18 protein-coding genes are annotated in these 20348 nt (G+C 41.2%); 7 read left to right on the top strand and 11 right to left on the bottom strand.

Translation table 11 applies throughout. The features are described from left to right. The first annotated feature begins 73 nt into the window (after positions 1-73). Together KPY62_RS13205 and KPY62_RS13835 are read left to right on the top strand one after the other, a co-directional pair. Positions 74-619, top strand: a complete 546-nt coding sequence (locus KPY62_RS13205; RefSeq protein WP_216582954.1) for a Spy/CpxP family protein refolding chaperone — start codon at positions 74-76, stop codon at positions 617-619. A 491-nt stretch (positions 620-1110) separates the two neighbouring features. After that, complete coding sequence (locus KPY62_RS13835; protein WP_228730698.1) at positions 1111-1365, top strand: hypothetical protein; 255 nt, start codon at positions 1111-1113, stop codon at positions 1363-1365. A 145-nt stretch (positions 1366-1510) separates the two neighbouring features. Here KPY62_RS13835 and nhaC read toward each other — a convergent pair whose 3' ends face one another. From nhaC to hppD, 4 genes are all read right to left on the bottom strand, one after another. Continuing rightward, entirely contained in the window at positions 1511-2917 is a 1407-nt protein-coding gene (gene nhaC, locus KPY62_RS13195) for a Na+/H+ antiporter NhaC (protein WP_216582949.1), read from the bottom strand. 58 nt (positions 2918-2975) lie between these two features. Continuing rightward, the gene (locus KPY62_RS13190; protein ID WP_216582947.1) at positions 2976-3317 is read right to left on the bottom strand and encodes a 4a-hydroxytetrahydrobiopterin dehydratase; all 342 of its coding nucleotides are present in this window, start codon (positions 3315-3317) and stop codon (positions 2976-2978) included. A gap of 93 nt (positions 3318-3410) precedes the next feature. Further along, positions 3411-4310: a phenylalanine 4-monooxygenase gene (gene phhA, locus KPY62_RS13185; RefSeq protein WP_216582945.1), complete on the bottom strand. Its 900-nt coding sequence runs from the start codon at positions 4308-4310 to the stop codon at positions 3411-3413. 300 nt (positions 4311-4610) lie between these two features. Then, positions 4611-5714, bottom strand: coding sequence for a 4-hydroxyphenylpyruvate dioxygenase (gene hppD / locus KPY62_RS13180; protein ID WP_216582943.1), 1104 nt, complete (start codon positions 5712-5714; stop codon positions 4611-4613). A 159-nt stretch (positions 5715-5873) separates the two neighbouring features. Between hppD and KPY62_RS13175 the strand changes: the two genes are divergently transcribed. From KPY62_RS13175 to KPY62_RS13160, 4 genes are all read left to right on the top strand, one after another. Beyond that, a complete protein-coding gene (locus KPY62_RS13175) occupies positions 5874-6803 on the top strand; it encodes a LysR family transcriptional regulator (RefSeq protein WP_216582941.1) in 930 nt (309 codons plus the stop codon). A gap of 145 nt (positions 6804-6948) precedes the next feature. Further along, on the top strand, positions 6949-8145 hold the full coding sequence (locus KPY62_RS13170) for an aromatic amino acid transaminase (RefSeq protein ID WP_216582939.1): 1197 nt from the start codon (positions 6949-6951) through the stop codon (positions 8143-8145). Positions 8146-8376: 231 nt separating this feature from the next. Next, the gene (gene fahA, locus KPY62_RS13165; protein WP_216582937.1) at positions 8377-9666 is read left to right on the top strand and encodes a fumarylacetoacetase; all 1290 of its coding nucleotides are present in this window, start codon (positions 8377-8379) and stop codon (positions 9664-9666) included. 170 nt (positions 9667-9836) lie between these two features. Continuing rightward, a complete protein-coding gene (locus KPY62_RS13160; RefSeq protein ID WP_216582935.1) occupies positions 9837-10412 on the top strand; it encodes a VOC family protein in 576 nt (191 codons plus the stop codon). 58 nt (positions 10413-10470) lie between these two features. Here the strand turns inward: KPY62_RS13160 and KPY62_RS13155 are convergent, their stop codons facing one another. After that, positions 10471-11313 carry an IclR family transcriptional regulator gene (locus tag KPY62_RS13155; RefSeq protein ID WP_216582933.1) on the bottom strand — a complete coding sequence of 281 codons (843 nt, stop codon included), beginning with the start codon at positions 11311-11313 and terminating at the stop codon, positions 10471-10473. A 253-nt stretch (positions 11314-11566) separates the two neighbouring features. Between KPY62_RS13155 and maiA the strand changes: the two genes are divergently transcribed. Further along, entirely contained in the window at positions 11567-12211 is a 645-nt protein-coding gene (gene maiA / locus KPY62_RS13150; RefSeq protein WP_216583409.1) for a maleylacetoacetate isomerase, read from the top strand. 518 nt (positions 12212-12729) lie between these two features. Here the strand turns inward: maiA and KPY62_RS13145 are convergent. The 6 genes from KPY62_RS13145 to KPY62_RS13120 all read right to left on the bottom strand — a co-directional run bounded on the left by KPY62_RS13145 (position 12730) and on the right by KPY62_RS13120 (position 19640). Then, positions 12730-13653: a LysR family transcriptional regulator gene (locus KPY62_RS13145; RefSeq protein WP_216582931.1), complete on the bottom strand. Its 924-nt coding sequence runs from the start codon at positions 13651-13653 to the stop codon at positions 12730-12732. 285 nt (positions 13654-13938) lie between these two features. Next, complete coding sequence (locus KPY62_RS13140) at positions 13939-15606, bottom strand: thiamine pyrophosphate-dependent enzyme (RefSeq protein ID WP_216582929.1); 1668 nt, start codon at positions 15604-15606, stop codon at positions 13939-13941. Positions 15607-15688: 82 nt separating this feature from the next. Continuing rightward, entirely contained in the window at positions 15689-16027 is a 339-nt protein-coding gene (locus KPY62_RS13135; RefSeq protein WP_216582927.1) for a RidA family protein, read from the bottom strand. Between the two features lie 105 nt (positions 16028-16132). Beyond that, positions 16133-17383 carry an NAD(P)/FAD-dependent oxidoreductase gene (locus KPY62_RS13130; RefSeq protein ID WP_216582925.1) on the bottom strand — a complete coding sequence of 417 codons (1251 nt, stop codon included), beginning with the start codon at positions 17381-17383 and terminating at the stop codon, positions 16133-16135. A 32-nt stretch (positions 17384-17415) separates the two neighbouring features. After that, positions 17416-18507, bottom strand: coding sequence for a beta-carotene 15,15'-monooxygenase (locus KPY62_RS13125; RefSeq protein ID WP_216582923.1), 1092 nt, complete (start codon positions 18505-18507; stop codon positions 17416-17418). A gap of 101 nt (positions 18508-18608) precedes the next feature. After that, entirely contained in the window at positions 18609-19640 is a 1032-nt protein-coding gene (locus KPY62_RS13120; protein WP_216582921.1) for a histone deacetylase family protein, read from the bottom strand. Between the last annotated feature and the right edge of the window lie 708 nt (positions 19641-20348).

The following is a 20348-nucleotide window of genomic DNA, read 5'->3' as shown; positions in this document are numbered from 1 at the left end:
AATTAATGATGGCCAAACACAGTGGTTTATTCTGTTTAGCATCAATATGTGAAGTTAATATTAGGAGAGCAACATGCCACAAATCAATACCGCGAAGTCATTAAAAACCTCAGTATTATTTACAGTGAGCAGCTTATTATTAGCCGGGTCATTAACTGCGTGCCAGAGTACGACCCCGACTTATAATAAAGCCCACCTACCTGCTTTGCCGCAATCTTCAGTTGAAGTGTTGGCAGCCCCCGTTGCTGATACAGGCCTTAGTGTCGCGGCCGATAGTAGCTTCCCTATTATAGAATTAATGCCCTATATCGTGGGACAAGCAGAGGCGTTGGCGTTAACACCTGCCCAAGTTGCAGTGTTTGCTAATTATCGTAAAATGGCTATGAAAAATCGTTTGGGACTGCAAGCCAATGAAAAAGCCTTGCGTGGACAGTTGCGCGCCGCGCTGATTGCAGACGCTGACGATGCCACTACTACGGCGTTGATGCACCGTATTAGCGAAACTGAAATGGCCCATATGAAGCTGCGTCGTGACTGCATAAAAGTCGTACGCAGTACCCTGACCCCTGCACAGTTCGATAAACTCATGCAAATGTATAAGCAATCACTCAAAAAATAGTCAGCAGTGTTTTCAAACTCAGCTAAATCAGCATAATCTCTAAACCTCAGTATTAAAGAATACTCTGAAGTTATCAGAAGCAAGAGCCCAGATTTTCAGATATAAAAAACCTCTTAGAGCTACTATTGATCGTAGGCCTAAGAGGTTTTTATTTTTTTGGGCTTGTTTAATTGGGCTTGGCTAACCAGCTTGGTTAGCATAATCGGTCATGGGTTTTTATTTCTTACCTTGATAGTTATTGAGATTAAACGGGCACATAAAAATGTTTTACACGGGATACGGACGCTGCTCCGTTTGTACCGATACCCACTGATAGGTGGTGAACTCATCAAAAGTGATATGGCGTCCGAAGCGACCAACACCTGAGGCTTTCTCACCACCGAAAGCAAAGCATATTTGCAGCCCCTAGCACCATTAATATTGACAAAGAAGTTAAAAGTGTCGAAAAAAAGGTTATTGAATGGCGTCGGGATATCCACCAGCATCCCGAATTGAGCAATAGAGAAACTCGTACAGCAGCTGTTGTTGCCAAGCATTTAAAATCACTAGGCATGCAGGTCGAAACAGATATAAGGCACACAGGTGTTGTTGGTTTTTTGAAGGGTGCTAAACCTGGTCCTACAGTGATGCTACGTGCAGACATGGATGCATTACCGGTGACCGAAAAAGTAGATGTGCCTTTTAAATCAACCATAGTGACTAAGTACATGGGAGAATCAATTGACGAAAATCAACCTACCGAATAAAGCACAAAAAAAGGCAGTCAAAGTTAGAGTACCTTAACTACCTTTCGTGTTTCACTAATGCTATTTAACTGCTTTTAATACCGCTCTTTTGATGAGAGTGACATTCTAATAAGACAAGTTTAATAAGGTAAAAGATTAACCGTTATTAAGCATTAACTTGCTGTTTGATTGGATCTATCTTAGTAATAGTAAACCCAGTAAAGCCAAATAATATCGTCAGTAGTAGCGATAAATAACAGAAGAACGCATAAGGTAGATACTCAAGCACTGGTACGCCTAACGCTTGGCTGATAAACACCCCACACACACTCCAAGGTACCAAAGGATTGATAACGGTACCAGCATCTTCAATGGTGCGTGATAAATTTTTAGGATGGAGATTCAAGCGCTCAAAGGTAGGACGAAAAGCGGTACCTGATAGCAAGATACTTAAATACTGCTCCCCGATTAGGACGTTGATACTTAAAGCTGCCATAGAGGCGGCAAAGATAGCGCGCCCTGAGGTGGTCAGCATATCTTTGATACCTAACAGTAGCGCCGGCAAGATACCCAATGCGCTTAGCAGCCCACCTAAACTTAATGCCAAGATAACAATAGTCTGGGTAAAGAACATGCTCTGCATACCACCGCGTGAGATCATGCCACCGACTTCGCCTAGCTCTAAGCTTTCGGCAGGAGTATAGCCGTTAAACATGTAGCTGCCTAATTGTCCAATACTAGGGGTGCTATGAAAGTAGGTAATGATTAAAGCGCTAGCGATGGTGTAAATGATGGTATAGATAGCATTTACTCGGCATAACGCTAACACCACCAATACAACAAATGGTAGTACTGAATAAGCATGTACTAAGCCGCTATCAAGCAGCTGCGACTGCAACAGGGTAACTTGAGCTAAATCGCCGCTACCCGCCTGCCCAGAGAAGAACCAAAACAGCCCTGCAGTAATGAGCCACGCAGGTACTGTGGTATACATCATATTACTAATATGCTCAAACAAATCAATGCCCACAACAGAAGAAGCAAGGGTACAAGTATCTGATAGTGGGGACATTTTATCAGCAAAGAATGCGCCTGAGACGATAGCACCTGCAGCAATAGCGACGTTGGCATCAAAGGCATTACTCATCCCAATAAAAGCCACACCTATCGTCGCTGCCGTGGTCAAACTACTGCCCAGCGCCACCCCAATAATCGAGGTCAAGACAAAGGCAGAGATATAATAATACTGCGGAGATATTAGCTCAAAACCATAGTACATAATGGTGGGAATAGCGCCCGACATCATAAGAGCGGCGACCAGCAAGCCAATAAAGAACAATAGATAAATCGCACCGATACCACTGGAGACGCCTGAGGACATCTGCTCCTGCATCTTCTCAAAGCTCAATCCCTTAAACATACCTAGGGCCAGCAAGACAGCAATAGCGAGCATCAATGATAGATGCGGCACCCAGCCAAAGCCGATCATGGTAACCCCCATAATCGCGATGACAACGCTAGCAACGATAAAGGCTACCTTAGGAGATAGCTCGGTAAGTACTTGTGGAGGCATAACACATCCTTATGTTGCCAATTTGATTTAGATTTTTAAAAGTTTTATTGAGTTGTTGTTATTTATCGAGCAACTTGTCGGTTTTTGCTGCCATGATAAAGTCATTACTATGTAGGCCTTTGATACTGTGCGACCACCAAGTAACGGTGACCTTGCCCCATTCCACCAAAATTCCAGGGTGATGCCCTTGCGCTTCGGCAACCTCTGCCAGTTGATTGGCAAATGCCATAGCCTTTACGAAGTTTTTAAACTTATATTCACGCTGCAATTGATTGATGCCATCAACATTGATCAATGACCAATCAGGAATCTGTTTTAACAGCTCGCTTGCCTCTGCAGCGCTGACTGTTGGTGCACCGATACGGCAGACTTCACAGCTAGATTGTGATAACTCGGTCATGGTATTCTCCTATTATTATTTTGGATTGTGCTAGATTGTTTTAATTTAACCTGATCTAATTTATTAAATGGTTTAATCCATCCAATAAACTATCTAGGCATTCTTTGTTGGGTAGGTGGGCTCAAACAGACCTAGTGATAAGGCTTTTTTGACCATACTCATGATGTCACTATCGACGATGTCAAATAAAGTGTCTAGATGATCAATAGCATAGTAAATAGGCTGAATTTGATCTATACGATAAGGGGTGCGTAAGACATCGAGCAAATCAAACTCTCGGCACTCTGGTTGATGTTGGGGCTCATCGCTTAGCGCATATATGGTCTCAGAGGGTGAGCTTAATATACCGCCGCCATAAATCCTACGCGACGCCTTACGTTGGTCACCGCTCTGCCCGACCAAGCCAAACTCAATGGTAAACCAGTACAACCGCGCCAGACACATCCGCTCTTCTTTACTAGCATTCAACCCCAGCTTGCCATAAGTCTCGTTAAAGGCAGCAAAAGCAGGATGAGTAAGCAGCGGACAGTGGCCTACAATTTCATGGAAAATATCAGGCTCTTCAATATAATTAATATCCTCAGAGCGACGGATAAAGGTGGCTACCGGAAAGCGTTTATTTGCTAAGAGTTTAAAAAACTTACCGAAGCTAATCAATGCAGGCACAGCGGCAGTCTGCCAACCTGTGGCGTCTTGTAGTACCGCGTCGATATCATAAAGTTGTGGGATTTGGGTGGTAGGGAGGTTTAGTTTGTCCAGCCCTATTAGATACTCTGAGCAGGCGCGATTGGGTATTTGCTTGGCTTGACCCTCAAGCAGTGTTTGCCATATGGCGTGCTCGTCGTCACTATAATCAATGTGACCATTGACATCAATTTGATGTGATATATAGGGTTGCTTTTCATTATTAATTTGGTCGCTGCTAGTCTTGGTGCTGTTAGTCTTGCCGCTATTAGTATTGCGGATTTGAATATTAGAAGCCGTGCATTCCATGTCTACTGTCCTTCTGAAGTCAGTTCACTATAGTTGGTACCGTGTTATTCTTGCTAGAGGTATTGATGCCAATGTCTTCACTAAAGTTATTGGTGGTAGTTTTATATTGAACTCATTATTATTTTAAATTTTTACAGTTATTTATGACTGGTTCTTTATTGGCAACACTTTATGGATGCTGTCTTATTATTGATGTTTGATTGCTGGAATATTAGTAAAGATACCTTGCTATTCATACTGGCAGGACAAAACCCTTGCTGTCCTGCTAGTTACTGACTGATCTATTTACTGTATTACTGTTTAGACCTCTGTAGTGCTTTCAACTTCACCAATAACTCCGCGGCTAATTTGATCACGTTCTATCGATTCAAATAGCGCCTTAAAGTTACCTTCACCGAAGCCGTCTTCATAATCACCTTTACGCTGAATGAATTCAAAGAATACGGGGCTACCCAAAATAGTCTCAGAGAAAATTTGTAGTAGCAGACGCGGTGTACCACCTTCTGTTGTGCCATCTAGCAAGATACCACGCATCTGTAGGTCAGAGATATTCTCACCATGACCCGGTAAACGCTCATCAAGCATTTTATAATAAGTATCCATTGGCGCAGTCATTAACGGAATACCTGCCGCTTTAAGTTTATCGATACTGGCAAATAAATCATCACTTGCTAAGGCAATATGCTGAATACCTTCACCATTAAAGTGCATTAAATACTCTTCGATTTGTCCGCCGCCTTGCTTAGATTCTTCATTTAGTGGAATACGAATCTTACCATCAGGAGCAGTCATTGCTTTACTAGTCAAGCCGGTATGTTCACCTTTGATATCAAAAAAGCGAATTTCGCGGAAATTAAATATGCGCTCATAAAAGCTTGCCCAGTAAGCCATGCGACCACGGTAAACGTTGTGCGTGAGATGATCGATAACTTTAAAACCATGACCCACGGGGTACTTGTCTACTTCTGGAAGAAACTCAAAATCGACGTCATAAATAGATTTACCGTCTTCAAAACGATCAATCAAATAGATAAGTGAGCCGCCGATACCTTTGATAGCTGGTAGTCTAAGCTCCATTACCCCAGTTGGTACGTCTACTGGCTGGGCACCGTTCTCAATCGCTAACTCATAAGCTTTCTTGGCATCTTTGACGCGAAATCCCATGCTAGTCGCCCCTGCTCCATGCTCTTCAACAAAATAGCTGGCTGGGCTCTTGGGTTCACGGTTTAGTATGAGGTTAATGTCACCTTGACGGTATAGAGCGACATCTTTAGATCTATGATTGGCAACATGAGTAAAGCCCAGCTGCTCAAAAAGGGCGGATACCGCTTCAGGTTTAGGTGAGGCGAATTCAACAAAATCAAACCCGTTTAGTCCCATTGGGTTTTCAAATAAATCTGCCATTGTCATTATCCTTAATTTCAATTGGTGGTATAAAAACGATAAAAATATAATGCTAAAAAATAGCGGTAATCAATAATTCTTATTGACGATGCATTTATATTAGATTAGCTTGATTTATAAGACTAATTGTATTTAATGATTTATTTATCAGGTTTCCTTATGAATGTGAGTATTCGTCAGTTAGATGCATTTATCAAAGTCGCTGACAACGGCAGCTTCACTCGTGCCAGTGAGCAGATGCATTTGACCCAGTCTGCGGTCAGCGGATTGATTAAAGAGTTAGAGAGCAACCTTGAAATCGTATTGTTTGATCGCACTACTCGGCAGCTGTCGTTATCTACGGTGGGGCGAAATCTGCTGCCACAAGCTCGTAGAGTCCTCAACGAAATGCACTTGTTTGTCAATGAAGCGAGCAGCTTGACCAGCCTCGCACAAGGTCAAGTACGCTTGGCGGTATCACAATTTGCGGCCTCATCCATGCCTGCAGTGGTGGCACAGTTCGCCAAACAGTATCCTGAAATTAGTGTGTCATTGTTAGATTGCTCAGCAGAGAATGTGCTGGAGTACATTCAGAACATTGAGGTAGATTTGGGCGTAGGCGTAGAGCTAAGTTATATGGAGGCGGACGATGACATCAGAGCCGACTTGTTATATCAGTTGCCTTTTTGTGTGGTGATGCCTGATGATCATGAACTGGCTAAGCAAAGCGAGATCACTTGGCAGCAGCTATTAGGTACTCCACTGATTACTCTAAATGGTCCCATTAACGAGCAAGTAACCGCTGAACTGGATGAAGCCGTTGCTAATCACATACAGCAAGCGCGCTATAAAGTGAACTTTATGTCAACGGCCCTTGAGATGACTCGCCAAGGCTTTGGCATAACCTTATGTCTACCCTATATGCCTGAAGTTATTGATTGGGTGAGCGCCAATGGGTTACAAATGCGGCCGCTATCACAACCTGTTAAAATGCGACGATTTTTTATCTATCAGCGCTCATCTCGAGGGCTATCGCCTGCTAGCATTGTTTTTAAACAGTTTTTACAAACCTATTTTGATAGCTATTTCAATACCTTACAAAGTTTTTGAGAGCGATTTAAAGCATGTTTTAAGAGCTAAGTGAACGAATTAACGGGTTATAGGGAAATCTAACGTTGAGTTAATAATCAAACTGGTCTATGCTTTTTGGCGGCTCAATTCATATTTTGTTGTATAAGAAAATAAGGGAAATAACATGTTTGAACGTATCGACTATTACGCTGGCGACCCGATTTTAGGGCTTATGGAAAAGTTTTTGGCAGATATCAATCCTAAAAAAGTAAACTTAGGGATTGGTATTTATTATGATGAAGCCGGCGAACTACCAGTACTTGACTGTGTAAAAACGGCCGAACAGCGCATTGCTGATCCTATTTCCTCTAGACCTTATCTGCCAATGGCCGGACTGCCTGGGCATCGCAAAGCCTGTCAGGAGTTATTATTTGGTAAAGACGCTCTAGTGTTGCAAGAAAATCGGGTCGCTACTATTGCAACTATTGGCGGCTCTGGGGCATTAAAAGTAGGCGCTGAGTTTATCCATCAGTGGTTCCCACAGTCCAAATGCTATGTGAGCGATCCTACTTGGGGTAATCACATCGCTATTTTTGAAGGCGCTGATGTCGAAGTAGGCATTTACCCTTACTATGACAAAGCCACGAGTAGTGTCAGATTCGATGACATGGTCAGCTTTCTTGAAAAGCTAAATAAAAATGATGTAGTGTTATTACACCCTTGCTGTCATAACCCAACTGGCATAGATTTAACCCAAACGCAATGGAATACAGTGTTAGAGGTCATTCAACAGCGTGAACTAATCCCATTTATGGACATTGCTTATCAAGGTTTTGGCAAAGATATAGACAGCGATGCTTATGCTATTCGTAAAGCCGTTGATATGGGTTTGCCAGTATTTGTCAGTAACTCATTTTCTAAAAACTTATCGCTATATGGCGAGCGTGTCGGTGGACTTTCAGTCGTTTGTCCTACCGCAGACGAAGCCGAGCGTGTCTTTGGTCAGCTCAACTTTGTAGTCCGTTGTATCTACTCAAGCCCGCCATCACATGGTGGACGTGTGGTCGATATCGTTATGAATGACGAGCAATTGTACCAGCAATGGGTTGGCGAAGTTTATGGTATGCGTGACCGTATCAAAGCCATGCGTATTAAACTCAAGTCAGTGCTAGAAGCCAAACTTCCTGAGCGCAATTTTGACTATATAACTCTTCAAAACGGCATGTTTAGCTTTACAGGACTGACCCCTGAGCAAGTCGAACGCCTACAAATAGATTTTGGTATCTACATGGTATCTAACTCACGCATGTGTGTGGCCGGCCTCAATGTCAGTAATATTGACTATGTTGCCAATGCGATGGTAAAAGTCTTAAAAGACTAATGCTCAATTGATTTAAATAAATAAGCCAAAGAAAAAACTGATTTATACGAGCCAGATAGCAAACCACACAGCAATAAGTTACCAAAACTCCTTGCAATATGGTTGGTTATAAATTACATTATTCGTAAGTAGTTAACCATATCGTAATTTATTGGGCTAATTCTCATAATACTAACTAAGCAAATATTATATTAATTAAACCACTTATACACATTTAGCAAGGAGCATTTCATGTCAACGATTGACAAAAACCTCACTTCATTTATCGATATCGCTAGCGATTCTGATTTCTCAATTCATAACCTTCCTTACGGCATCTTTAGTGAAACTGAAGACGGCAAACGCCGTGCCAGTGTGGCCATTGGCGATCAAGTATTGGACTTATCAGTTCTTGAAACTGAAGGTCTATTGACGCTAGAAGGTGGCCCCTATTTTGATCAGCCTACGCTAAACCCCTTTATTGAATCTGGTCGCGACAACTGGACGAAAGCTCGTAAAACTATCCAAACCCTACTCTGTGCCGACAGCAAAACCTTAAGTAACAATCAAGACTTAATGAGTAAGGCTCTGTTCAAGCAAGCAGACGTTACCATGCATTTGCCAGTACGCGTACCTGGCTATACTGACTTTTATTCTTCTAAAGAACACGCCACTAATGTTGGCACCATGTTCCGTGATCCTGACAATGCCTTATTGCCAAACTGGAAAGAGATGCCTGTTGCTTATAACGGTCGTGCCAGCACCGTCATCGTTAGTGGTACCGATATTGTCCGTCCGTCAGGTCAGCTAAAACTCAGTCCTGATGAGCGTCCTATCTTCTCACCTTGTAAGCGCCTTGATTTCGAACTTGAGACCGCCTTTATCGTTGGTAAGCCTAACAAAATTGGTCAACCTATCGCGATTGAAAATGCCTGGGATCATATCTTTGGCATGGTGTTATTTAACGATTGGTCAGCTCGTGACATTCAAAAATGGGAATACGTACCCTTAGGTCCGTTTAATGCCAAAACCTTTGCTTCTGAGATTTCACCTTGGATTGTCACTTTAGACGCTCTACAACCTTTTAAAACTTCAATCCCTACTCAAGATCCACAGCCGTTAGCCTATTTACGTGAGAAAGTTAGCGATAACAGCTTTGATATTAACTTATCAGTAGAGCTATTAACTGCAAACGCTGATACCGCAACCGTTATCTGTAAGAGCAACTTTAAATATATGTACTGGTCGATGACTCAACAGCTGACGCATCACACCATCTCTGGTTGTAAAGTAGAAGTTGGTGATATGATGGGTTCCGGTACGATTTCAGGGCCAACGCCAGATACTTTCGGCTCAATGCTAGAGCTGGCTTGGAACGCCACTAAACCAGTTAAGCTTAATAATGATGAGACACGTAGCTTTATCGAAGATGGCGACACCGTGATTATGAAAGGTTATGCTGAGAAAGATGGTATTCGTGTGGGCTTCGGTGAGGTGCGCGGTACTGTATTACCCGCTTTAGAGTTTAATTTTTTAGACTAAGCATGGCACTAATATAAACTTAAAGCCCTGCGCTACTTTATAAATAAATTTTTATAAATTGCAGTTCAATTCAAGCAAGTAAAGCAAAGCAGCAATTGTATTTTTATTACTATAAATCTATTGTTGCTGTAATTGCACTCTGTTAATTATTTATCAAAAGGATATTGATAATGACCTTTAAAATACAACAAATCCATCACGTTGCTTATCGTTGCAAAGACGCCAAAGAAACCGTCGAATGGTATAAAAAGCACCTAAATATGGACTTTATCTTGGCATTCGCTGAAGACCATGTGCCTTCAACCAAAGCCTTTGATCCCTATATGCATGTGTTTTTAGATGCCGGTAATGGCAATGTATTAGCATTTTTTGAAGTGCCTAATCAACCTGAGATGGGCTTTGATCCTAACACCCCAGACTGGGTGCAACATTTAGCAATGAAAGTAAAAGACCGTGATACTTTAATGACTGCTAAGAAGCACTTAGAGGACGGCGGTATTGACGTTATCGGGGTTACCAATCATGGTATCTTCCATTCTATTTATTTCTTCGATCCTAATGGTCATCGTATGGAACTGACCTACGATGATATTACTTCAGAAGAAAAAGTCTCGATGATTACTGAAGAAATCAAGCAAGATATGCTTGATGAATGGACACGGACCAAACGTGCCCCTGCCCATACGCACTTTTTGCATGCCGAAGAACTTACCGAAGCCAAAGAGCACTTTCCTGTTGGGGAATAACTGAAGGTAAAAAGCGAAAGTTAACTTTTAAATCCTTAACCTTTAAACAGAATATTCGCTAAGCAATTTGATAGCGTTTAGCTATCGCCCGTACTTTATCGGCCACTTGATGCTGCTTACTCATGGGTAGCTGCTCTGAAGTACCAATAATAGTAATGGCATAATCTAATGGCAGATCTTTGACAAGGGCATCTGTACCGCTATTCAATTGCGGCAATAGTACTGGAATAGTAATAGCGTTAATACCTATTAACATGTCACCGGTGACCGTCGCATAACCTTGTGTGCGAACATCAGCTTGTAACTGCTTAAACTGTAACCATTTAGCTAATATTTCAGCGCTGCTTACTGTAGCAGATTCCCCTTGCCACTCTGCCCTTACTAATGGTTTGATAATCGCATCTGGTTGATAGCTAGCAAACAACTGACCTGTGGCAGAAGTTGTAAGCGGCATACGTGAGCCGATACGCGTAATGATACTGATTGGGTTATCTGGTTCAACGGACTGAATAATAATAGGGCCTTCACTAAACCACTTAGCAATTTGTACCCCGCAGTTTAAAGCCTCTTTAATTTCATTGGCCACCGTAGTCAATCGCTGTAAGATGTTATTTTGGTCCAGACCTGTCTGGCCTAGAGCGTTAATCCGTTCGCCCAGCCCATAGCGTCCATCATCGAGCTGACGAGCATAACCTTTACGAATCAGGCTAACCAAATAACGATGAGATTTGGCCGGATGCATCTGCATCTCTTGAGCAATGGCTTTTAGCATCATAGGCTCGTTATAAGCGATGAGTACATCTAATATCGATAACCCAATCTCAAGAGACTGCACGCCACCTTGACTTTTGTTCGATGTTAAAGGATTACTTAAGGTTGAAGGGTTATCTGATGATGACATTATTTACTCAGTTGCCTGTTTTTTACTCAGTTAAATGAAGATACGACTTGATGCTTATATCTGACAATTGAAATAAGCCAGATTTTACTTTTCCGCTTATCAGTCTAAGCGTTCAGTCTAAACACATTGGTTTAAAAAAATCTACTTACGATGACTCATAACACCCTGTTAAGTTTAGCAGGTTTATTATTGTGACTGATTATATACATAATGATGAGCGTTTGATACCTGCCCAAAATGGAGAATAATGATGATGAAGCTTTTTAATTACTTTCGCAGTAGCACCTCTTACCGTACTCGTATTGCTATGAACCTTAAAGGTTTAGTTTATGACTATATCGCGGTTGATTTGGCCCAGGACAAACAGTTAGAAACAGCATTTAAAGCTATCAACCCACAAGGTTTAGTGCCTGTATTGCAGACAGATGATTTACTACTATATCAAAGCCCTGCTATTTTAGAGTGGTTAGAGGAGACTTATACGCAAAACCCTCTATTACCTAAAGACGCTGCAGGGCGTATGCAAATACGAGCACTTAGCGCTATGATTGGCTGTGATATCCATCCCCTTAATAATCGTCGTATCTTACAGTATCTGCGCAACGAGTTAACGGTTGATGAAGATGAGGTTATGGTCTGGTGCCAACATTGGATGACTGAGGGCTTTACTGCTTTAGAGAAACTATTAGCAGAAGACAAATCAAGTGGGAAATTTTGCTACGGCGACAGTCCAACGTTTGCAGACTGCTATTTAATACCCCAAGTCTCCTCTGCCCGCCGCTTTAAAGTAGATTTGACACCTTATCCTAACATCTTTGCTATTGATGAGCATTGCCGCTCGCTTAAAGCTTTTGATGATGCTGATCCTGTAAAGCAACCTGATGCGCCAAATCTTTGATACTGTTTTTTTGCACAAGTTTTATCATATCTTACTAAGCTGTTTATTAGTTGCTGTGCGCTCAAATACTTAACAGCTGGCATGAGTCCACTTGCCAGCCTAGTTAAGCTGTTTCTTATTCACTGTGATCTTAATGTCTTACATTGTATATATCACTAGCAACTTTTTCTGTTCAGAACTTTAATTAGGTTGGGTGGTACTGCGAGCACTGCTCTTGTCTTGCGAAGCTAAATCGATAATTAATCGATTTTTAACGCTCTCCGATATAGTCAGTGCGGTTTGGATCATCAGTATTCTATGTCTTACTATTGTTTCATACAGCTTTATTAAACAATAGGCAAATCTTGATTTAGGTTTGGCCGACTACTTTTACTCTACTCTATTTCTAAAGCGCTATTGTTAATGAAAAACTAGGCATAATAGGCGTACCAACCAATATAATTACCGACAATAAAACCCTTGTAACATGAAGCTTACAAGGGTTTTACTTAGTAAATACTATCAGTATTACAGTTGGATTAGAAAGAAATATCAAACTCTACAATTTCTTCAATAAACTTAGCTTCAATGGGTGATAAAGCACGTTGCTTGTGCCAAAAAAGATAAACCGGTATATCAGCAATACCTTCTTTTGGCGGTAGACGCCTGAGTTTAGACTCGAGATGAGTGGCAGCAATAAACTGGTCAGGTAGCGCGCCGATACCATATCCTGTGTATATCAGACGAACTGCTTCATCTAAATTGTTGGTATAAGCACTAATGCGACCAATTAAATCATGGGTTTCTTTAAATACCGTGATCGGTGAAAGCACATCGCCAATATCCTCACTACTAAAAGCTATAAAATCCTCTTTTAGTAAACTATCGACACTCAAGTCGGTCGCTGAAAATAAAGGATGATGGTACCCACAGTATAAGTAATAACGTTGAGTAAATAACAACTGCTGATTAAGGGTTTCTGGGATATGTCTAGCCAAACAAATACCAACAGCAGGAGTCTTTTGTTTGAGACTATTTAAAATATCCATGCTGGATTTCACAGTCACATCTAAGGTAATATTTGGATATTTTTTCTTGAAATATACTAAAAAATCATTGTATTTTGGGTTATGAATTCGACTAACTACCAGTAGTTTAATCTCACCTTCTAATAAGTGTGAGTTGCTACCCTTCATAGCTTCAATAGAAGTTATTTCTGTAAATATGGTTTGGGCAACTTGGATACAGTAATGGCCAATGGGAGTGAGCTGTAAAGGCTTAGTGTTACGGATGACAAGCTTACTATCGAGCTGCTCTTCGAGCTTCTTAAGATTTTGACTGACCGCTGACTGAGTGATATTTAAGCGATTAGCAGCAGCACTAATCCCTCCTTCTTCATATATAGCAATCAATACGTGAAGTAATGTCCAATTCAGGCTATCTGCTAACTTTTGTTGCATCATAGTAGTTTCAGCACTTATATTCCTAGTATATTAATCAATAGGCAACAAAAACTTGCCGAAAACCTCATCCAGTGTAGCAACTATATCTACTACACTTTATGAAATTTTCAGCTGTCTTTTATTACTGTTTTTATCCTACAGGAAAATAATACAGGCACCTAGTCCAAATGGCATATCGTTAGCAAGTCTGATAGCGTCCTCTACCTCAACCGCTTTATGTACTATAGCTCTGCCCCTAACACAGCTGGCCCTTGTTTTACAACATCAGCAAGTAGCATGCACTATTTATGGCATCAACTCTTCCGGATCAGTGATAACGTGTAGCAACACCGTTTTGCGCTCTTTAGTAACAATCATTAGCGCTTCATTAACCTTGTCTTTGATACCTTTATTATTAGCAATGGTTATACCCTTGGCGCCAAAAGCATTGGCTAGCGCCGCAAAGTCAGGGTTTTCTAGCTGAGTACCTGAGACTCTATCGGGATAATGGGCTTCTTGATGTTGACGGATAGTGCCAAACTGTTGATTGTCCATCAAAATGATTAAAACCGGAGCGTTATAACGTATCGACGTCGATAACTCTGCTTCATTCATCATAAATTCGCCATCACCAGTGACCACAATAGATAAGCGCTCAGGGGATTCTAATGCCGCCACAATACCTGCTGGTAAGCTATAACCCATAGCGCCGTTTCTGGTACTAAGCTGACTGGGGAAAGTATGAGTCGGCAGATAACGCTGTGCCCATAAACAGTGATTGCCTGCACCGAAACTATAGACAGCATCTACAGGCAGCTGCTCAGTAAGCGCTTCGACAACTTGAGTCATACTAGCGTAGCCTTCATCGTCATTTAGTGCTTCTATATTGTCATTTTCTGCTGTTTTTTGCGGAAACGCACAGTCATTTCTTTGCTGTTTATGGCAGTATTCAAACCACTTATTACGTGACTCTGAATCTACTAGTGATGATTTGCTCATAGCATCAATAAAGCTGATAGGATTGGCGGCAATATGAGCTGTGATCGAACCACTATGCCCGCGCAAACTAGTATCTAGATTGACAATGTAATTGGGCTTATCAAAAGACTGTCGTAACTTATAGCCATCACTAGCAACGTCTCCTAATACGGTGCCTATAGTGAGCAGCACATCAGCGGTTTCAATCAATACGGCACATTGATCCGAGCGCCCATAACCTAGATAACCGGCATGCGCTAGAGAATCAAAAGTAATTCTGTCTGAGGCTCGCCAATCATGGATCACAGGAATATGATTGTCCTCTGCAAACTGGGTTAACTGGGCTGAAGCTTCAGCTGTCCAGTTTTGTCCCCCTGCAAAAATCAGCGGCTTGTCAGCGGCTGATAGTGCATCTAATATAACTGTCAACTGCTCATCAGCAACACAGCCTTGAGCAATAGGGATAACGGGATGTAACTGTCCATGAAATTCCTGTTTAATAATATCTTCCGGTAGCCCTACGACTACAGGACCAGGTCTACCTTCTAAAGCAGCATGAAAGGCTTTGGCGACTATCTCGGACGCCCTCGATACTTCATCCAGTATCAGAACACGTTTGCATTGACTGGCGAACCATTGGTTAGGATCGAACTCTTGGAAAGACTCACGGTCTCTATCCGCTACAGGGATGAGGCCGACAAACAGTATTAGCGGCACACCATCTTGCCATGCAGTATGAATACCCGTATAGGCTTGCGCAGCACCAGGGCCACGTGTGACCATAGCAATGCCAGGCTGGCCAGTGAACTTACCATGAGCATCTGCCATATAAGTACAAGCGGCTTCGTGACGACAGACTATTGTCTGAATATCAGCGTTGTATAGCCCATCTAATACCGATAAATAGCTTTCGCCTGGAACGACATAGGCGCGATTAACCCCATGTAATTGCAGACTATCTACAATCGCTTGACCGCCATGAATAACATTGCTCATAGTTACTTCCTTAATTTTATTCTCTTAGTTAGCATTATGCTTTCTTATCGCTATATATAATATAGCTATATCAGCAGCAACTTTATTCAGCAGCGATTACGGTAATTTCTACTAATAAATCGGGGTGCGCTAGAACGGATTCGCCACAGGCTCGAGCGGGTGGCAAAGTATCATCAAACCACTTATCCCATACAGTGTTCATCACCGCAAAATCTTCCATACTTTTTAACCAGACGGTGGCTGATAGGATTTTTGATTTATCGCTGCCTACCTCTTCTAGCAGAGCTCTGACTTTATCCAGACAAGTTAAGGTTTGAGCAGTTACATCTTCTTCGATTGCACCGACTTGACCTGATAAGTAGATAGTTTGATTATGGATGACGATCTGGCTCATGCGCTCATTACTATGAAGTTTTTTCATTTGTATTCACCCTTATAGAGTTAAAATTTATAATATTAAAAATTACTTAAAAAGTTACTTAATTAAAAGCTAAAAATTTAAAAGCTCTAGCCTTAAAACCATGGATTAAGATTTAGAAAATCGATGAGCACTAAAAGGTTCAACAGCGACTGTTAAAGGCTTATTATGTATAAGCTCTTCAATAATACGCCCAGTGATAGGCCCTAAAGTAAAGCCTTGATGACCGTGACCAAAGGCAAACCATAAGCGATCATGCTTACCAGCTGCGCCAATCACAGGTTTCATATCAGGCATACAAGGTCTTGATCCTGCCCATACTTCCTGTTCTACTGCCTCGTTAAGAGGTAGGATCTCTTTGGCAAAATGCAGTACGGCTTGTAATTGTCCTAGATCTTTTGGGGCTTCCATTAACGTCATCTCAGCGCCAGTTGTAATGCGAATACCTTGCTGCATCGGGCCCATTACAAAACCTTTGTCTATATCTACTAAGCTATGATTGATAGTATTTCGCAGGGTGGTTTTAAAGTGCTGATGATAGCCACGCATAGGAAACAAAGGCAAATCATAGCCTAAAGGCTTTATTAATTGATTAGACCAAGGACCAGCAGCAATCACTACCTCATCACTATAAAAGCTTTGCTGATTAGTAATCACTTGCCAGCCACTACTATCCGGTCTTATTTCTTTAACTGTATCCTCGACTATTGATCCATTCATCTGTTGAAAGCTTTTTGCATACGCTTTAACTAATGCTCCCGGGTTTGATACTTGCCAAGAGCTTGACCAATGAATGGCGCCAATAAAGCCTTCGAAATTACCGTTAGGCTCTAATAGTTTTAAAGCATCAATAGTCAACACTTGGTACTCAATACCTTGTTCTCGAGATTTTTTCGCGGCTGCAACTGCTGTCTCAAATTTATCTTCAGAGCGATGCATCTCAATCCAACCATCTCGCCTTATCAAGTCTTCAGCACCAGCTGCGGTAATCATCTCCTGATGTTCGTTAGTGCAATGCTCAATTAGAATTCTCCACTCTTTTTCTATTTGTTGCACAGCAGATGGCGCCGAAAACTGCCAGTATTTTAGCAAAGCCTGATGATGACGAATCACAGCAGACCAACGGTAACGTATATCAGTCATCTGATTCGGTAATACTCTGATTAGTTCAGTAAGATGCCTAGGAAAAGGATGCACATGAATGGCTTCTCGCTGAATTAACCCAGCATTACCATATGACGTCTCTGATCCAGGTGGCTTTTTATCTAACAATAAAACCTCAGAGTTATGCTTTTGCAGATGCCAAGCAATAGATGTCCCTACCATGCCAGCACCAACCACAATCACTTTATAGCGCATACCATACCCCTATTTTTTTACTTTTCTTTATATTATAACTTTGGTCGTTCGGCCATAAATATCTGACCTTTAAAGGTTTTATACAGGGCACAGATCAGAACATACATTCCTAAAATGCCCAAAGCTGGATACAAAGTACCTACTAAGGTACTAAATGGGAACAGTGAGGCAAGTAAAGATAGCACCACGACGACGACAGTCAGTATGCGAAACTTCGACGTTTCTGTATCAGAATCAAAGAAGCGGATAACGAAGCCATAAAGGTTAGATACTGCTGTTGTGAATACAGCGACAACTAGCACGATGCTAAATAACAACCCAGTAGTTGGACCAATATTGCGTGCAATCTCTAAGAATGGAAGCTCATAGCTCATGACATTTTCGAGGTTAGATAGAAGCGCCATTATGATGAATAGTAAACAAATACCTAAAGTTAGACCACCGATTATACCGGCCATCCTGACTGTTTTTAAATTTGGCTCTTTATTACCGATTGAAGCAAAAGTAGAGACTCCTGGAATGACATTATAAGAGACATAAACTATCGCTGACGTCCACCAAAAAGGCGTGGCTGTATCAGGATTAAGGAGCTGGATAGTAGCGTCTACGGTTGCCAATTGGTCGGAGTACGTAGTAAAAGTAATGACCGAGATAACCACCACTGCCAAAATCATCAATGGAGAAATTATGCCTAAGGCCCTAACAGAAGAGGTAAAACCAAATATCACTGTTGATAATGTCATCAAAGCGATAATTATTTTGCCAGTAACTGCCGGTAAACCCCAGTATTGATGGATAGCTGCACCACCACCTGAGAACATAATACTAATCACCCCGAACATAAAAAACAAAAGGATATAATCAGCGAAAAAACCTATTTTTTTACCACATAAATAGTTGAGCACAACTCGGTGACTATTGGTCTTGAGTTGATGACCCAATTCCATAAATACGGTACCGTACCATGCCAGCATGATCATAGTAATCACCGCACCCAACATGCCGATAAACCCGTAACCTGCGAAGAATTGCAGCACCTCTTGTCCACTTGCATAGCCTGCACCTATGACTGCTCCGACATAGACCCCGGCGTAGCTGATTGCTCTTATAATTGAAACACTCATGTTAAACATCCCTGTTATGGTGACTTAGTCGCGCAATTACCTTAATAAATCCTTTACTCAGGTCACGATTAAACGTTGACTGCCGATAAGTCATGATTTTTTTATTTTGAGATAAACCCAGATATAAAAGCCTGTAGGTTTTCATTAAGCTTTTCTATGCAATACCCTCCTTCTACCAACACAATAATCGGCTTATCTAAAGCTTGTAGTTTTTCTGCTAAAGTTTTAAAACCTTCAGTACTTACCTGACATTTCGCCTGTGGATCATCTTTATAAACGTCGAACCCTAAAACATGGACGATAACCTCCGGGTTAAATAATTTTAAAGTTTCGATAGATTGATCGACATAATGAAAGAAACCTACTTCATCGGTACCATGGGGCATAGGAAAGTTGACGTTATAACCATAACCTTCACCTGTACCCCTTTCATGTTCGTGACCAGCCACTACGGGGTAGAAATTAATAGGACTGCCATGTACAGAGGTGTAAAGCACATCTTTACGGTCATAGAATATTTCTTGAATACCCTGACCATGATGCATATCAGTATCGATAATAGCGATCTTCTTAAATTTCTGACGAAGATGCTGAGCAATGATTGCCGCATTGTTTAAGTAGCAAAAGCCACCTGCTGCGTTTTTACGAGCATGATGACCTGCAGGTCTAGTCAGACATATTTGGATATTATTTTGACCATCCTCATCGTTTAACAACGAGTCCGCCGCATTGAGTGCCGTTTGAGCTGACCAGTAGATAGAAGTCCATGAGTGCTTGCCGATTGGGGCACTACCATCAGCTTGATACTTAGCCGCTTTCGCCAAAATACCAAGACCATCATTATTATTTGGCATGTAAATGGTCGTTTGAACTTCTTCTCCCATTTCTTCATCTACAGCCATCCATTGATCATAGCTATGTTTTAAGAAATCAATATAATCCAGATCATGTACCGCTAAAATCGGCTCAATCCCTATATCTTTAGCAGTAGTGACTGTTAAACCTAAAGCTTCTGGTGCTTTTAAAAGCTCAACCAAGCGCTCAGGCTTTTCTTGTGGTTCACGCATTTGCCCACGAGAGAAGTAACTTTTAGGATGATGTAGTTTTTGCTTTTCATGACTGTATATTTTCATTTCTTACATTCCCTTGTTTCTAGAAATAACTCTTAAAGACTAGTAATAATTATTAAAAATACTAATAGCTTCGCTAATAAATATCTAAATATATTTAACTGCTAATGCTCTTTACTCCATTACGTTTACTGGCTTTCCTCTAATATAGGTTGCCCAATAATATCAGTCAAACGTTATAAATTAATAAGGGTTATAAGCATAGCTAATATCTAGAGGTTTAGTTTTATTCAAAGTTGTTTAGAGCTATCTCTTAATTACAGTAAAAGGCAAAAATAATTAATAGACAGAGTCATCTCATCCTATGGCTGCCCCTTACCCTCCTGATCTGAATCCAGAACGAGGATAAGCAAAGGTGCCGTAGATACTTGCCTAAAATGCAGGACAAAAGCTATATTTGAGTATAGAAGAAGTGGGCACAGGCAAAATTCCTGCGCCGCGACTGGATAAAGAATAATTTGAAAAACTATTCGATAATATGAGAGGTATTAATGTCATTTTGGATCGACTATATATATTGTTAGTAATATATATAGCCATTACTAAATTAAAGCTATTTAGTTATTAAAGCATGAGAATTTCAAGTCTTTATCGAAATTTTTGTGTTCTTGATCAACCCATCATCACCATTACATGGAGGCATTATGAAACGGGGAAATCGCAATTTTGGCGCTTCTAGAAGATCCGTATAGCTTTACCAAAACCATGGAA

The sequence above is a fragment of the Psychrobacter sp. TAE2020 genome (genome assembly GCF_018919485.1).
Classification (GTDB): Bacteria; Pseudomonadota; Gammaproteobacteria; order Pseudomonadales; family Moraxellaceae; genus Psychrobacter.
Note: the sequence above shows the minus strand (reverse complement) of the source record. Positions and strands in the feature narration are given on the sequence as shown.

What these genes read in the sequence shown, in the direction of transcription:
- KPY62_RS13135 (WP_216582927.1), bottom strand. Translation starts at nt 16,027, where the DNA reads ATGAAAAAACTTCATAGTAATGAGCGCATGAGCCAGATCGTCATCCAT.
- nhaC (WP_216582949.1), bottom strand. Translation starts at nt 2,917, where the DNA reads ATGCCTCCACAAGTACTTACCGAGCTATCTCCTAAGGTAGCCTTTATC.
- hppD (WP_216582943.1), bottom strand. Translation starts at nt 5,714, where the DNA reads ATGGCAGATTTATTTGAAAACCCAATGGGACTAAACGGGTTTGATTTT.
- phhA (WP_216582945.1), bottom strand. Translation starts at nt 4,310, where the DNA reads ATGGAATGCACGGCTTCTAATATTCAAATCCGCAATACTAATAGCGGC.
- KPY62_RS13140 (WP_216582929.1), bottom strand. Translation starts at nt 15,606, where the DNA reads ATGAGCAATGTTATTCATGGCGGTCAAGCGATTGTAGATAGTCTGCAA.
- KPY62_RS13170 (WP_216582939.1), top strand. Translation starts at nt 6,949, where the DNA reads ATGTTTGAACGTATCGACTATTACGCTGGCGACCCGATTTTAGGGCTT.
- maiA (WP_216583409.1), top strand. Translation starts at nt 11,567, where the DNA reads ATGAAGCTTTTTAATTACTTTCGCAGTAGCACCTCTTACCGTACTCGT.
- KPY62_RS13190 (WP_216582947.1), bottom strand. Translation starts at nt 3,317, where the DNA reads ATGACCGAGTTATCACAATCTAGCTGTGAAGTCTGCCGTATCGGTGCA.
- fahA (WP_216582937.1), top strand. Translation starts at nt 8,377, where the DNA reads ATGTCAACGATTGACAAAAACCTCACTTCATTTATCGATATCGCTAGC.
- KPY62_RS13130 (WP_216582925.1), bottom strand. Translation starts at nt 17,383, where the DNA reads ATGCGCTATAAAGTGATTGTGGTTGGTGCTGGCATGGTAGGGACATCT.
- KPY62_RS13155 (WP_216582933.1), bottom strand. Translation starts at nt 11,313, where the DNA reads ATGTCATCATCAGATAACCCTTCAACCTTAAGTAATCCTTTAACATCG.
- KPY62_RS13205 (WP_216582954.1), top strand. Translation starts at nt 74, where the DNA reads ATGCCACAAATCAATACCGCGAAGTCATTAAAAACCTCAGTATTATTT.
- KPY62_RS13120 (WP_216582921.1), bottom strand. Translation starts at nt 19,640, where the DNA reads ATGAAAATATACAGTCATGAAAAGCAAAAACTACATCATCCTAAAAGT.
- KPY62_RS13125 (WP_216582923.1), bottom strand. Translation starts at nt 18,507, where the DNA reads ATGAGTGTTTCAATTATAAGAGCAATCAGCTACGCCGGGGTCTATGTC.
- KPY62_RS13175 (WP_216582941.1), top strand. Translation starts at nt 5,874, where the DNA reads ATGAATGTGAGTATTCGTCAGTTAGATGCATTTATCAAAGTCGCTGAC.
- KPY62_RS13160 (WP_216582935.1), top strand. Translation starts at nt 9,837, where the DNA reads ATGACCTTTAAAATACAACAAATCCATCACGTTGCTTATCGTTGCAAA.
- KPY62_RS13145 (WP_216582931.1), bottom strand. Translation starts at nt 13,653, where the DNA reads ATGATGCAACAAAAGTTAGCAGATAGCCTGAATTGGACATTACTTCAC.